Annotated in this window: 13 protein-coding genes; 6 read left to right on the top strand and 7 right to left on the bottom strand. The window is 47.0% G+C overall.

Annotated elements, in window-relative coordinates; genetic code table 11:
- Window positions 1-262: 262 nt before the first annotated feature.
- Window positions 263-2533, top strand: a complete 2271-nt coding sequence (locus tag ABWW54_RS19460; protein WP_353414828.1) for an alpha-galactosidase — start codon at window positions 263-265, stop codon at window positions 2531-2533.
- A gap of 262 nt (window positions 2534-2795) precedes the next feature.
- Window positions 2796-3944 (top strand): galactonate dehydratase, encoded by a 1149-nt coding sequence (gene dgoD / locus ABWW54_RS19465; RefSeq protein WP_353414830.1) that lies wholly within the window; start codon window positions 2796-2798, stop codon window positions 3942-3944.
- Between the two features lie 63 nt (window positions 3945-4007).
- Here dgoD and ABWW54_RS19470 read toward each other — a convergent pair whose 3' ends face one another.
- A complete protein-coding gene (locus tag ABWW54_RS19470) occupies window positions 4008-4874 on the bottom strand; it encodes an AraC family transcriptional regulator (RefSeq protein ID WP_353414831.1) in 867 nt (288 codons plus the stop codon).
- 115 nt (window positions 4875-4989) lie between these two features.
- Between ABWW54_RS19470 and ABWW54_RS19475 the strand changes: the two genes are divergently transcribed.
- Entirely contained in the window at window positions 4990-5457 is a 468-nt protein-coding gene (locus ABWW54_RS19475) for a YHS domain-containing (seleno)protein (RefSeq protein ID WP_353414833.1), read from the top strand.
- Between the two features lie 111 nt (window positions 5458-5568).
- Here ABWW54_RS19475 and ABWW54_RS19480 read toward each other — a convergent pair whose 3' ends face one another.
- Window positions 5569-6276: a Crp/Fnr family transcriptional regulator gene (locus tag ABWW54_RS19480; protein WP_353414835.1), complete on the bottom strand. Its 708-nt coding sequence runs from the start codon at window positions 6274-6276 to the stop codon at window positions 5569-5571.
- 129 nt (window positions 6277-6405) lie between these two features.
- On the opposite strand from ABWW54_RS19480, the gene ABWW54_RS19485 reads away from it, so the two are divergent.
- Window positions 6406-7215 (top strand): sterol desaturase family protein, encoded by an 810-nt coding sequence (locus ABWW54_RS19485; protein ID WP_353414837.1) that lies wholly within the window; start codon window positions 6406-6408, stop codon window positions 7213-7215.
- A 28-nt stretch (window positions 7216-7243) separates the two neighbouring features.
- Here the strand turns inward: ABWW54_RS19485 and ABWW54_RS19490 are convergent, their stop codons facing one another.
- Genes ABWW54_RS19490 through gshB form a run of 5 tightly spaced genes read right to left on the bottom strand, consistent with a single transcriptional unit; the run spans window position 7244 to window position 11106 of the window.
- Window positions 7244-7831, bottom strand: a complete 588-nt coding sequence (locus ABWW54_RS19490) for an SIS domain-containing protein (RefSeq protein ID WP_353414838.1) — start codon at window positions 7829-7831, stop codon at window positions 7244-7246.
- Window positions 7832-7867: 36 nt separating this feature from the next.
- Window positions 7868-8785, bottom strand: coding sequence for an aspartate carbamoyltransferase (pyrB, locus tag ABWW54_RS19495; protein WP_353414840.1), 918 nt, complete (start codon window positions 8783-8785; stop codon window positions 7868-7870).
- Between the two features lie 48 nt (window positions 8786-8833).
- Entirely contained in the window at window positions 8834-9244 is a 411-nt protein-coding gene (ruvX, locus tag ABWW54_RS19500; protein WP_353414842.1) for a Holliday junction resolvase RuvX, read from the bottom strand.
- Between the two features lie 2 nt (window positions 9245-9246).
- On the bottom strand, window positions 9247-10143 hold the full coding sequence (locus ABWW54_RS19505) for an energy transducer TonB (RefSeq protein ID WP_353414844.1): 897 nt from the start codon (window positions 10141-10143) through the stop codon (window positions 9247-9249).
- Between the two features lie 15 nt (window positions 10144-10158).
- Entirely contained in the window at window positions 10159-11106 is a 948-nt protein-coding gene (gene gshB, locus ABWW54_RS19510; protein ID WP_353414846.1) for a glutathione synthase, read from the bottom strand.
- Window positions 11107-11216: 110 nt separating this feature from the next.
- Between gshB and ABWW54_RS19515 the strand changes: the two genes are divergently transcribed.
- On the top strand, window positions 11217-11783 hold the full coding sequence (locus ABWW54_RS19515; protein WP_353414847.1) for a GNAT family N-acetyltransferase: 567 nt from the start codon (window positions 11217-11219) through the stop codon (window positions 11781-11783).
- A gap of 63 nt (window positions 11784-11846) precedes the next feature.
- The gene (locus ABWW54_RS19520) at window positions 11847-13115 is read left to right on the top strand and encodes a M20/M25/M40 family metallo-hydrolase (protein ID WP_353414849.1); all 1269 of its coding nucleotides are present in this window, start codon (window positions 11847-11849) and stop codon (window positions 13113-13115) included.
- Window positions 13116-13130: the final 15 nt, after the last annotated feature.

A 13130-nucleotide genomic window follows, 5' to 3' on the forward strand; every position in this document is an offset into this window, starting at 1 on the left:
TCTTTTTCAGACGCAGTCTTTTGGTTTTATACCGAGTTAATTTAGTCATTCGACTAAAACTAACGAAAAAAGCTTGCAGTTATCGAGAGAAGATCAAATAATAATATATATATTATAAATAAAATTGACCGTTTAATTGTTTGAGTTTCCATAGGCGTATCTTTCGGTACCCCGGATTCAAGAATATGTGTGGTTTGTCAGCACATAAGCATCTGATAGAGTCAATTTCAACCAAGCTGAATATCAACTGAGGGTGTCGTGGATGAGCGCGTCAAATAAATCGCTGGTTTTTGTAAGTGAAGACTTAGTTTTCAATTTGTCTAATGAAAATGTTTCGTACATATTTAGAGTGTCCCCAGAAGGAATTTTGGAGCATATCCATTTTGGTGGCGCCATTGCACCGACTCACGGATTAGCGGCTGGGCCTCGTAGGGAGTTCCGTTGCACTGTGTTGGAGTTCCAAGGAATTAAAAACTACAGTTTAGATGATACTCCTCAGGAATACCCTTTATTTGGTACTTCGGATACCCGTCAACCTGCGCTTCATGTGGTTAACTCTGACGGCAACAGCACCAATACATTTTTGTACAAGTCTCATGAGGTCGTGCTGGATAAGCCATTGCTGAATGGGTTACCAAGCGCACGAGGTAACACACTAGGTAACAAGGGGGGCGATCAAAAATCAAATGACAGCGAAACATTATTGCTCACTCTAGTCGATCAGACGTCGGAACTTGAAGTGACGCTGCGCTACACGATATACGCAGACCATGATGTTATTGCTCGTTCTGCCACTATTCGCAACTGTGGATCAAAAGAGGTGCTGTTGCACAACGCGTTGAGTTCATCGCTTGATTTACCTCAGAGCGAATATGAACTGGTTCACTTGAGAGGAAGTTGGTCAAGAGAGTTCGAACAAGAACGAATGGACGTGCCGCACGGACGATTTGTCATTGACTCTACTCGAGGAACCAGCAGCAACGCTCATAATCCGTTTCTAGCCGTCTTAAGCCGGGGGGCTGACGAGCGCAAAGGCGACGTGTACGGAACGGCATTAATGTACAGCGGAAACTTTGCCATCAGTGTGGAGAAAAACGAGTTTGAGAGTGTTCGCGTTAGTGCGGGAATCAATCCCTTTAACTTCCAATGGCGGTTGCAGCCTGAAGAGGAGTTTGTTACGCCAGAGTCACTTCAGGTATTTTCATCAGAAGGGCTGAGCGGGATGAGTCACGTTTGGCATGGTTTTGTCAACGGAATGATCAGTCCTCCTCAGTTCGACGGCGTTCCCAGGCCAACCTACTTAAATTCGTGGGAGGCCGCTTACTTTGATGTTAGTCACGACGTTGTATTAGGGCTGGCTGATAAGGCCAAATCGTTAGGCGTTGAAATGTTGGTGCTTGATGACGGTTGGTTTGCTGGCAGAGACGACGACACGTCTTCACTAGGAGATTGGTTTTCCGACCCTAAGAAGTTTCCAAATGGGGTGGAAGAAACAGCGCGTTTGGTTAAGCAAAAGGGACTAAAGTTTGGTTTGTGGTTCGAACCTGAAATGGTCAATAAAGAAAGTCAGCTCTATCGGGATCACCCCGACTGGTTGATTCATGTACCCAATAGAACACTATCCACTGGTCGCTATCAGCACACCTTAGACCTGTCTCGTACCGAGGTGGTTGATTACCTTTATGCCCGGTTAGACAGCTTTCTTTCCAGTGGGCTCATTGACTACGTTAAGTGGGATATGAATCGAGTGATGACCGAAGTTGGCTCCGCGGGTTTGCCTGCAGAGCGACAGTTAGAGGTTCCGCATCGTTACATGCTTGGGCTATATAGCTTAGTTGAACGAATTACGACTAAACACCCGTCGGTCTTATTTGAAAACTGCGCCTCGGGTGGCAATCGTTTTGACCTAGGAATGCTGCGTTACATGTCACAGGGTTGGGTGAGTGATATGTGTGATCCTATTGGGCGGTTGAGTATCATTAACGGAGCTTCTTTGTTGTTTCCATTGAGTACCTTGGCGAGTTACATTGGACCGGTTCCAAATCACCAGAATGGTCGTCAGACGTCTGTGAAAATGCGAACGGAGGTCGGATTTTTTGCCTCAGCGCGAGGTCTGTCTTTAAATGAAGAAGATCTCAATGCTTCCGAAGACGAAATAAAGGACGCCATCAAGCTCTATAAGGCGTCGGCGCAAGACATGGTGGACGGCGACTTTTCGCGCATTAAATATCAAGACAATGAAGTCTGTTGGCAACTCATAAGTAAAGACGGCAGGCGCGTTTACGTTGGGTATTACCATATTTTGTCGGCCCCCAATTTACCTTATCGACGCGCAAAGTTAGTGGGTTTAGACTCGTCGGCGCAATACAAACTCGAGCATGGTAATCAGGTGTTTGGGGGGGACGCTCTCATGACGTTAGGCATCGATTTGCCTTACGTCGACGCAATGCAGCATCAGGACGATACCGATTATACAAATCATTTGGAAAAAGGCGATTTCACCTCCAGATTAATTGTCCTTGAACGAACTTAGATCGTTGTTTTCAGTCTCTATTTCAATTCATAATAGGGCGTTGTTTTCAACGCCCAAAGTGAATTGACAAGCGTAGAATCACTTTGACAGAGCTGGTCATCTTCTGTACCATCATATTTATCATATAAATATACATAGTGATGTTTGTTTCTATTCTAAGCTGATTAATTCTCCCGGGATGAGCAGCCGAAGCGAGCGTTAAAATATTCATTTGGAAGTAAGCCGTTTTGGGTTTGAATTTAGGTCTAGAGAGAACCATTCCATGAAAATTACCAATTTTCGACTGTATTCAGTTAAGCCTCGTTGGCTGTTTTTAGCAATAGAAACGGATGAAGGAATCACCGGCTGGGGGGAACCAGTGATCGAAGGGCGTTCCCATTCGGTGGCAGCGGCGGTTGAAGAGCTAATGGCTTACTTAATCGGCAAAGACCCGCGCCATATTAATGATCATTGGCAAACCATGTACCGCGGTGGGTTCTATCGAGGCGGGCCTATTTTAATGTCAGCAATTGCTGGAATTGATCAAGCACTTTGGGATATCAAAGGCAAAGTATTAGGTCAGCCTGTTTACGAACTTTTGGGTGGAAAGCTCAGAGATAAGATGAAAACGTACTCCTGGGTTGGTGGTGACGATCCAGCAGAAGAAACAGAACACATACAAACTCTGGTAGAACGCGGTTGGGATACATTTAAACTGAACGGATGCGGTCGTTTGAAAATGATCGATAACCACCGAGCAGTTGATCGCGTGGTAGAACGGATAGCCAGTATTCGCGAAAATTTTGGCTCAGCAGTCGATTTTGGGCTGGATTTTCATGGACGCGTGTCAGTCCCAATGGCCAAAGTGCTCTTAAGAGAACTGGAACCCTATCGTCCATTGTTCGTTGAAGAGCCAGTGCTCGCAGAGCAAGCAGAGCAATACGCCGCACTCTCTCAGTCAACCAGTATTGTGCTCGCGGCAGGTGAAAGGATGTTTAGCCGTTTTGAATTTAAACGGGTGTTTGAAGACGGCGGAATCGGCATTATTCAACCCGACTTATCTCATGCTGGTGGCATTACTGAATGCATGAAAATCGCGTCCATGGCCGAAGCCTATGACGTAGCACTTGCACCGCATTGTCCGCTAGGCCCTGTGGCCCTTGCCGCGTGTTTGGCGGTGGACTTTGTGTCGCATAACGCTGTGTTACAAGAGCAATCAATGGGCATCCACTATAATCAGGGGGCCGAAGTCCTTGATTATGTCGTCAATAAAGAAGATTTTGCCATCGAAAATGGTTACATCAAACCGTTAGATAAGCCTGGTTTGGGTGTCATTATTGACGAAGATTTCATGCAAGAAATGGCCGAACAAGGTTGTGATTGGAAAAACCCAATTTGGCGCCACGATGATGGCACGATTGCTGAGTGGTAAATCTCGGCAGTTAAACGAATAACTTAACCCAGTCGTCAACGTCGGTTGGGTTTTTTTATGTCTTTACTGTCGTCTGGCTTCGCCTGGACCAATACCAATGATCCGTTTAAAAGCCTTGCTAAAAGATGCTTCGCTTTCGTAACCACTTTTTAGTGCCGCATCCAATGTTGATATTTGTTCGTCCGCGAGCCAACGATAAGCGCGCAACATTCTCCATTGTGTTTGGTATTCCGCTGGTGGCATTCCCACACTGTGTTTAAATTGAGCTGCAAATGCTGACCGAGACATCGCGGCCGCATCCGCAAGTGATTCGTTTGACAGTGGCTTATCGGCATTCTGGTGGATCAATTCAATGGCCGGCCTTAATTGAGGATGAAGTATGGCGGCCAGCAGGCCTGAACTTGCATTAGCATGATCCCTAATTAGGATAAAGAAGAGCGCGTCAGCAAGATGGTCTAACAAAAAGTGAGCCCCTTGGTCAGCTCGACGAGCTTCTTCAAGTAATAGGGCTATCAGCGCTGAGCAGGAAGCGTGTTTGTCGTGTTTGATGACAATCGCTGGTGGCAGAGCTCTCATTAGACTGGCGCCCAGTGGGTGTTCGTTAATGAGGTTGCCACAGATCAGACCGGTACTCGTTTCCTGTAAAGGCTCCGTCATTGGAACAGAGCACTGTTGATTAGTTTGAGCCTTTGTATTGAAGGAGTCGCTGATTGTGTGTTCAGCGTCATTCGGCAGAAATATCGCATCGCCGGCCCTTAAATGGTGTTGTTGCCCCGACACACTAATGACGCAGTTCCCGTGCGTCACCAGATGAAAAGAAGTGCTGCCGCTTCCCGAGGTATCCACCGCCCAAGACCCAAAATACTGACCGTTATGAAATACATTGGCGCGGACGTTCAGCGCCTTAAATAGCTGATTTAGGGCCTTCATGGACGATCGGACATAAAGCTAAGACGCACGAACATATCGATCCAACGTTGGGGCATTTAACATACTCCTATGGCGTACAAAGCCTGATTCATTAATAACATTTGGATATAGAACCATGAAACTACGACACAGTCTATTTATTATTTTTTCCGTATTATTGACCTTTTCAGTTAGTGCATTCGCCGGCAACGATCACGTTGAAACGGACAAAAACGGAGTCATTTTAGCCGGCTACGACGCGGTAGCTTACTTTACACAAAACGCGGCGATAGAGGGAAGCGCGGAATTCACTGCAACGCATAACGGCGCGATCTATCGCTTTAGTTCGTCAAAAAACAGAGATCTATTCACCGACAATCCAGAAAAATTTGAACCTCAATATGGCGGGTTCTGTGCCTATGGCGCAGCGTTAGGCAAGAAGTTTGAGGTTAATGGAAAAGCATTTGAAATTGTTGACGGTAAGCTCTACGTCAATAAAAACGAGGACGTTTACGAAGTTTGGGAAGAAGATAAGTCCGAAAACATCGTAACAGCGGACCAGCAATGGAAGGTTATCAAGGCCGTTGCCGCTTCAAAGCTGTAACAGATAACAAACCATTTAGCATGGCTAATTGAGCTTACGCTTCACCGAGTTTAGGCTATTTAGGTTCGGGCCCACCTTGTTTTGCAGGGTGGGCTCTTACTGTGTTTCTGCTCATTTTTTTATTATCAACGGGGTGTTATTTTTAGCCTCAAGCCAACGCTCCATCTTTTCGCGGTCTGGTATCGTTATTACGCGATAGCCCAGAATAATCATCTCCTCGGTTTGCAGTTGTTTTAGCACTTTTCCTAATGATACTCGTGACACACCGAGCGAATCAGCCAAGTCGCTTTGGCGTGTGCGGATCTGCGCTATTCGCCCACTGTGGTAAGAAAGGGAGAGCATTAACTTTACCGTTCTTTCTTTCAGAGGCAGCCGTCGCATAGAATCAAGCAACTCTAATAGAATATGGGTTCGTATTAAGGTTGTTTTTAATACGGCTTTCAGTAATTCGGGCTCCTCATCGCATAGCTTAGTGAACCGACCGGCTTCAAGTTGATGAATCTCTACGTCGCCATTCGCAGAAACATCATGGGTACGAGGCAGCTCTGTGAAAATGGTGAATTCTCCGAAGCATTCGCCAGCGCCTAACAGGCCAGCCATGATGAACGTGCCGTCTACCCCATACACACCCACATTAGCAACTCCCTTTTTAATGATCGATAAGCCCGGCTTAATGTCTCCGCGGCTGTGGATCAACTGGCCATCGGCGTATTTTATGACGTTTGATTGATACGTCAGTGTTTGCCGAAGAGCAGGCGAAAGGTGAGTCATCAAGGCGGGCGACCCACCTTGCATAAATGTTGAGCGGAATTTGTCCATGCCCAATTAGAACTGATTGATAACTATTTAGCAATTGGGGTTGGCGACGCTTGTTAAGCTTAGGCTTGAACTGAGCTATTGCGAGCCCGTCAATACGCGCTAGCATGTTTTTTGATTATGGGGATTTAAATGAAATTTGAAGTAATGGCCATCGCATCAATTTTCTTCGGGTTCGTGCTGTTAGAAATAGTGTTCACGCGGTTTTTCCACAAACCAGGGCAGGGACGGGATGACGCGATTGTTGAAGTTATAGGCAGTCTACTGTTGATTGTTTTTACACAACCTGTGGTGTTCGCTCTTGGTGCTGGCGCAGCGGCTTTGTTGGTTCCAGGCTGGGCCGGCGTTTTGAGTGATTGGTCGTTTTTCGCCGTATTTGGTCTGTTTTTATTATTTGATGATATGACGCAATACTGGTGGCATCGTTTATCTCACACCGTGCCTTGGATGTATAAACTGCATCGCCCTCATCACAACGCAGAGTATTTATCCATACGCGTCGTCTACCGGAACAATTTCTTTTTCTATCTTCTCATGCCCGGTCTTTGGCTTTCTGGGGCCCTTGTTTTCATGGGGGGAGGTTGGGTCTACGCTGTCTATTTAGTGGTGAAAATGACGGTTATCTATGCGGCACACTGCGATGTTAGGTGGGATGAACCACTGTATAAAATAGCGTGGCTTTCGCCCGTAATGTGGATTGTGGAGAGAACTATTTCCACGCCTGCGACTCACAGTGCTCATCACGGGAAGCACGCTGACGACGGCGTGACGCACTACAAGGGCAATTTCGGGAATTTATTGTTTTTCTGGGATGTGTTGTTTGGAACCGCCAAAATAACGCGCCGTTATCCTAAGCAAATCGGAGTTGAAAATTTACCGTCAACCAGCGCTGGCGAACAACTGTTTTGGCCTCTGGTCAGGGCCAACACTCAGAAGCCATAGAGAAATTAATCATCGATGAAGCACCAATCTATTGGTAATTTTCAGGGTGAAAGCTGCGCTCAATCAATTCGATAAAAATGTGCAATATTTTAATGTGCAGTTCTTGAACTCTGTCAGCAAAGTCTCCGCCTTTGGTGCAGATGTAAACTTTGGCCAAAGACTCCAGTTCTTGTGCTTCGCGGCCACTCAATATAATTGAATGAACACCAAGCTCTTTAGCGACCTTCGCGGCTTGAATCACATTTTTGCTCGTGCCGCTGGTGCTAATTCCTAACAACACATCTCCTTCTGAGGCGTGGCTTTCGATGTATCGAGAGAATATATATTCGTAGCCAAAATCATTGGCAACGCAGCTAATGTGGCTGGGGTCACTGATTGAGACGGCCGCATGGCCTTTCCGGTTTTTTCGGTAACGTCCAGTGAGTTCTTCTGCGAAGTGCATGGCATCGCACATAGAGCCACCATTGCCGCAGGAAAATATGGTTTTACCGTTTTCTAACGCGTGCACCAAAAGTTGGGCCGCTTGTTCGATATTGCCGAGTTGTTGTTCATTGCTCAATAAGTTTTCCAACGCAGATTGAGCTTCTGTCAGGCTGGAGCGAATGTGATCTTTCATAGTGATAAAACGTCTAATGAGTAACGGTTAACAAGGTCAAGCCTTGCCTAAAAGCATGGCCAGAAGGGCCATACGAAGTGGAACCCCATAGCTGGCTTGTTTGAAATAGAGCGCGTTAGGCAATGAATCCACGTCGGTGTCTATTTCATCTATTCGTGGTAACGGGTCAAGTATTAAGCAGTTGCTGCCTTCAACTTTATCTCTCGTTAGGCGGTATTTTCTGCGATTCTTGTCGAACAAGGCTTGGTCGGCAAATCGTTCTTGTTGTAGGCGGTTCACGTAGGCGATATCAAATCCGTCGCCGAGCTCGACCTCTGAGCGAATCTCGCACTCCACTCCAAGTGCCCGCAGGTCTGTCAGCACTTCATCGCGCGGATTTAGCTCTTTTGGGCCGGTAAACGTGAACCGGTTGTTTGGGTATTGAGCAAGCAATCTTGATAGCGAGTGAATGCTTCTCGATTGCAGGGAATCATACCCGAACACAACATTCAGGTTATCCAAGCGTCCCTTGTGCTTGTGGATGGTGTAGACGTCAATGAGCGCTTGTGTGGGGTGTTCATTGCCACCGTCACCGGCGTTAATGAAAGGCACTTTGCTGGTGTTAGCGGCAATTTCTGCGCTCCCTGGCATGGCGTGTCTCATCACGATGATGTCTGAATAAGCTTCGACCATTCGGATGGTGTCTTCAATGCTTTCGCCTTTTTCCAGTGAGGTTCCGGCGGCACTTTGCGCAAACACCATACCCGCTTTTAGTCGTTGTGCGGCGCTCTGAAAGCTCATCATGGTTCGTGAGCTTGGCTCGAAAAACAGCAGTGAAACCACTTTGTCGTCCAGCAGATCGATACGCCCCGACTGTTCGATATTCTGTGCCATCGCATCCGTCACAGAAATCACGTTCGCGACGATTTCAGGAGTGAGCTGTTGTGCTGAAATTAGTGAGTCAAATGGCAGCATGGGAAATTCACTGTCGAGTTTAAAACTGCGCGCATAATAGCACAGAGCCTAGGATTTCTGGGCATTGAAGTAGGTTTCTAAGATCAAGCACGCTGCAATCTGGTCGCGCATTTCGGTTTTTCTGCGTTCCGTTAAGCCGCGTGCAGCAAGCTCACTGTTAGCGGCGCTGGATGTCAGGCGTTCATTGACATCAATGATGGGTATTTTATGGTGCTGTTGTATGTGACTTTTTACTCGATTGATGGCCTTATTTAAATGCGGGTCGCTGCTCTCAGGGTCTCCGATGACGATCTGATCGGGCTCCCATTCGCTGATTAAGCTGTCCAAGCCCGGCCAGTCGTGCCTGCCTCTTGTGACGGTTAGTTGGCCCGCGGGTGTCGCCGATCCGGTGTAACTGTGGCCACAGGCTACGCCTGTCCGCTTAAGTCCAATATCAAGCGCTAAAACAGTGATGTCCACACTCAGCCTCGCCCACTCGCCGTACTATCAAAGCTGTTATCAGGTAAAAAATGGATGGCCCGGGTAATCACCAATATGTTGGTGTTTTCAAAATACTCTTCATCGGGGAACGCTTCAAACGGAGAGGCATCGCGAACAATCCTCAACGCAGCATCGTTTAACAATTTGTAATTCGAAGGTTGAAGTACCTTAATCGAATGAATGGTTCCATTGCTGTTTATTTCAATCGACATGATGAGGGTTCCATGCAACCCCCGAGCTTTGATTTGAATCGGGTAGTTCGCATTGCCAACCGTAACAACGCGTTTTTTCCATTTTTCCAAATACTTTGCTGCTCCGTGAGATTTGGTAATCGGGCCGACGAATTTCTTTCGTGGTCGCTTCTGATAGTTTTCCCAATCGCGGCTGGTTTTCGCTAACAAACGTTCTCGCTCGAGCATGCGAGCGTTGGTGGTGAGTCTGTCGGCGCCCGTCTGGCTGCCGTCCATTCGCAATTTCTCAGGGGTTGGCAATTGCCGCTGTAGGCTTACCTCTCCTTGCTCAGCGCTTAATAATCTGTCTGGTGAAACTCGGGTTTCCACCACGCGTTTGGCGGTTTTAGCCACCGATTGTACCGGTGACGGGTTGACGGCCTTCCAAGGAAGCGGGGTTTTACCTTCTCGTTCATCATCGCCGCCACCTTCGTTTCCAGCGCTGGATATCAATTGTGCGTCTTCCACCACTTGGTTGTTGGCGTTATTAAGCAAAATAACGTCTAAGTTATTGTCCGTGTTGGGGCGCGCGGCAATATCCGGCAATTTAAAACTCACGGCTAAGATCAATATCGTATGCAGCAGCGCGGACAGAAACGCGGTAACGCTCAGTAAATCGTTTTGTTTGCTGTTGTATGGGTTTGCCATGAAGCCAGACGTGCCTTATTTTTTCGACAATGTTTGTTCGATTGCGCGCATCAAGTCTAACGCGATGTTGGTGTCGTATTCTGCATTAATCTCTTTGATACAGGTAGGGCTTGTTACATTAATTTCAGTTAAGCGATCACCAATGACGTCAAGGCCTGCAAACAAAATCTTGCGTTTTACCAATTCAGGGCCCACAACTTCAGCAATTTTACGGTCGCTCTCACTCAAAGGTTGCGCCACGCCTCGACCGCCTGCAGCGAGGTTGCCTCGCGTTTCACCTTTGGCTGGTAAGCGTGCGAGTACGTACGGGACAGGTTCACCGTTTACCATTAATATTCGTTTGTCGCCCTCGACGATTTCAGGCATGTAGCGTTGCGCCATCGCGTAGGTGCTTTCATGGTTGGTCAACGTTTCAATGATGACACCGATATTTGGCGAGCCCGCTTGAATTCTAAAGATCGAAGCGCCACCCATGCCATCCAATGGTTTTACAATAATGTCGCCGTGCTTTGCTAAGAAGGCGCGAAAATCAGAGGCTTTGCGTGTGATCACGGTGTCGGGGCAGACCTCTGGAAACCAAGCACAGTAAGCTTTTTCGTTGCAATCTCTTAGCGCTTTAGGGGAATTAACCACCAGTGCGCCTTGTTCTTCCGCGAGTTCTAAAATATAGGTTGAATACACAAACTCCATGTCGAAAGGAGGGTCTTTGCGCATTAATATTGCGTCAAGTTCTCCCAAATCGATTCGGCGTGATTCGCCTAATTGATACCAATCTTCGGGATTCTGTTGCACGGTGACGTGTCGCGCGTCTCCTTTGGCAATACCGTTGTCAATTGAAAGATCATTCATTTCCAAATAATCTACCTGCCAGCCGAGTTGCTGAGCTTGCCAGATCATTTCGAAGGTACTGTCTTTTTTGATGTTGATGGACGAAATAGGGTCCATCACTACGCCAATTCTCATGTTTTTTACCGCGCTTAAGAAGATGAGTCGAACTCGTTAATGGTAACCCGATTTACCCAGAAAGTAACCTTAACTAACCTCCCAATTGGGCCAACTGATATACTTAACTTATGGACCCAATAAACACGGCAAGGCTTACACTCAGGCAATGGGAATCTGCGGATATATTGCCATTTTACGAAATGTGCTCGGACCCAGAGGTGATGCGCTTTTTCCCAAGTACCTTAACGTTGGGCGAAGTCGAGTCCGCGATAACGCGTTTTAGTGATCACATTGAGAGAAATCAATTTGGTTTTTGGGCTGCTCAAAGAACCGAGTCTGGAGAGTTTATTGGTTTCGTAGGCTTGAAGTTCGTTGACGATGGGTTTGATTTTTCACCCAATGTAGAGATTGGGTGGAGGCTGTCAAAATCAAGTTGGGGACAAGGGCTGGCTACCGAAGCCGCCTTGGAATCGCTCAAATTTGGGTTTGAAAATCGTCAGTTAAATGAGATAGTGTCAATGACACCAGCGCTTAATGCGCCGTCTGAACGAGTAATGCAAAGGATTGGGATGATTGGAAGTCCAAAAAAATTCGCGCATCCAAAACTGCCATTGAATCACGTATTAAGTGAGCACGTACTGTATCGATTGTCACGACGTGATTGGCTAAATCAACGCAAAAAGGGGGAAGTTTGATTGAGTTTTAGATCACATTAGTCTCAATCATTTAGTAGTACACTCAGTTCGGGGGCATGAACAATGATGGTAGTAAAACGGTTTCTATTAGTGATGCTGGTGGCCAATTACGTTTGGCTTTGCAGTGTTGTCGTGGCACAAGGTGGTAATGCCATTACCCCTGCGGCCAGCGGTAATCTTAGTAAAGGGCAGGTCGATGTCATTATTGATCGCTTTGCCGGGCGGCCGTTTGATGATTTTCAAGACTTCGCCTTTGGGCTGTATAATTCAGGCCAAGCTTTTCTAAGCCGAGAGCAACTGAACTCTCTGGCCAATTTTGCGGTTAAAGAGCCATTGTCTGGCAAGCAACGCGAGGTTATGTTTCGAGTTTTGGGGCTCTATTCTCAATTTAAGTACGGCGGAGACGCATTGAGATCGCTGAAGCAGCTGATCGAAATACCGACCGTAGACGGCGCGTCAATGGTGGAGGTCGCTGAGCGACGTAAGAAGGATAGAAAACGAAAGAAGCGCTCTAGTAATGCAGCACAAGTGGTTGCAACCGCCAAGTTATTACAACAGATGTCGAAGGAGTTCGGGCTTAGGTTCCGTAAAGTCGATGATAATCTGTTCGAGATCTCGCTTCCTTTCAACCAGAGTAAAGCAAGGGATATCGCCCTACACACCCACATTGGCGTTTCAGACGCCCAAGCGAAAAACTGGGTGGTAAACGGGGCTAAACTGAACCCTTACACATTGACTAAACTTCAAGGCAATTTGTACGGTCGAGGTGTTCAAGACAATAAGAATGCGATCGTGATTGTTATGTACGCAATGAGGGTCATGGTTGAAGAAAACATCAGCCTACTCAATAACGTAACGCTGTTGGTGGATACGTCAGATCATTCAAAGCACGCTGGAATTGTGCATTATCTGGAGACTCACAAAGCGCCTTCGTACAATGTGTTGCTGGACGGTTCATACCCCGTATCGCAATCTACGGCCATCTACGCTGAAGGGGATAAAAGCAATCAACCGATAGGCAAAAATAACGTGTCTGAAGTTAGCACTTCTCAAGCCAGTTCGAACGCAAATAATTACCGAAGCCGGTGGGGTAAAGCCTTGCTAAGAGTGGCAACCGAAAGCTTAAACGCAACGGTGGCGATGCCTAGTGAGGCGCATTCCGCGTTGTATCTCCACGCTCCAAACACGCTTCAATTTGGCTTGGCCTTGCCAAACGAAAAAGGGGCGGACCCCTTGGGTGTCGAGTACAAAACGGTCGATCAGTTCTTGCTTGATTTTCAAATCGTTACGGAAGTCATCGCAAGGATTGGGCAAATGCGAGAGCTGGACTGAGCGTTTTTCAGAAGC

The organism is Arenicella sp. 4NH20-0111 (genome assembly GCF_040366405.1).
In the GTDB taxonomy this organism is placed as follows: Bacteria; Pseudomonadota; Gammaproteobacteria; order Arenicellales; family Arenicellaceae; genus Arenicella.

Coding starts and splice junctions, on each gene's coding strand:
- ABWW54_RS19460 (WP_353414828.1), top strand. CDS start 263: ATGAGCGCGTCAAATAAATCGCTGGTTTTTGTAAGTGAAGACTTAGTT.
- dgoD (WP_353414830.1), top strand. CDS start 2,796: ATGAAAATTACCAATTTTCGACTGTATTCAGTTAAGCCTCGTTGGCTG.
- ABWW54_RS19470 (WP_353414831.1), bottom strand. CDS start 4,874: ATGAAGGCCCTAAATCAGCTATTTAAGGCGCTGAACGTCCGCGCCAAT.
- ABWW54_RS19475 (WP_353414833.1), top strand. CDS start 4,990: ATGAAACTACGACACAGTCTATTTATTATTTTTTCCGTATTATTGACC.
- ABWW54_RS19480 (WP_353414835.1), bottom strand. CDS start 6,276: ATGGACAAATTCCGCTCAACATTTATGCAAGGTGGGTCGCCCGCCTTG.
- ABWW54_RS19485 (WP_353414837.1), top strand. CDS start 6,406: ATGAAATTTGAAGTAATGGCCATCGCATCAATTTTCTTCGGGTTCGTG.
- ABWW54_RS19490 (WP_353414838.1), bottom strand. CDS start 7,831: ATGAAAGATCACATTCGCTCCAGCCTGACAGAAGCTCAATCTGCGTTG.
- pyrB (WP_353414840.1), bottom strand. CDS start 8,785: ATGCTGCCATTTGACTCACTAATTTCAGCACAACAGCTCACTCCTGAA.
- ABWW54_RS19505 (WP_353414844.1), bottom strand. CDS start 10,143: ATGGCAAACCCATACAACAGCAAACAAAACGATTTACTGAGCGTTACC.
- gshB (WP_353414846.1), bottom strand. CDS start 11,106: ATGAGAATTGGCGTAGTGATGGACCCTATTTCGTCCATCAACATCAAA.
- ABWW54_RS19515 (WP_353414847.1), top strand. CDS start 11,217: ATGGACCCAATAAACACGGCAAGGCTTACACTCAGGCAATGGGAATCT.
- ABWW54_RS19520 (WP_353414849.1), top strand. CDS start 11,847: ATGATGGTAGTAAAACGGTTTCTATTAGTGATGCTGGTGGCCAATTAC.